Raw genomic sequence first — 385 nt, 5'->3', positions numbered from 1 at the left:
ATCCACGGCCGCCACAGCCAGGTGGCTGCTTTGTACGGCTTCATCTGTAATGTGCCCGGACTGCACTGCATGGGCAGATAGCTTGGTGGAGGTTACACTTTCCTCCGCCAGTTTGTCAGACGTAACAGACTCACTTTGCAAAGTATCGGTCGATATCGCCTGTGATGCGATATGCTCGCACTGAATGGTTCCGATGTGCAAATGGTGCGACTGGATGGACTCCGGTGCGATATGCACGGACTTCACCGCTCCCTCTGCCAGCGCTCTGTCCTGTACCGCTCCAACTGCCAGATGCCGGGGGTGTACGGCCTGCGCAGACAGATGCGGAGGACCGACGCTGCCTTCTGCGAGGTTCATTCCTTGTACCGAGCGCGCCGCCAGCTTT

1 protein-coding gene is annotated in these 385 nt (G+C 58.2%); it reads right to left on the bottom strand.

Annotated elements, in window-relative coordinates:
* Window positions 1-385: hypothetical protein (locus tag ACIFQM_RS25025; RefSeq protein WP_430066426.1), on the bottom strand; the 385-nt coding region annotated here is incomplete at both ends.

This window comes from Paenibacillus sp. NRS-1782 (genome assembly GCF_050467685.1).
Taxonomy (GTDB): Bacteria; Bacillota; Bacilli; order Paenibacillales; family Paenibacillaceae; genus Paenibacillus; species Paenibacillus terrae_A.
This window is presented reverse-complemented; position numbering and strand designations above follow the sequence as displayed.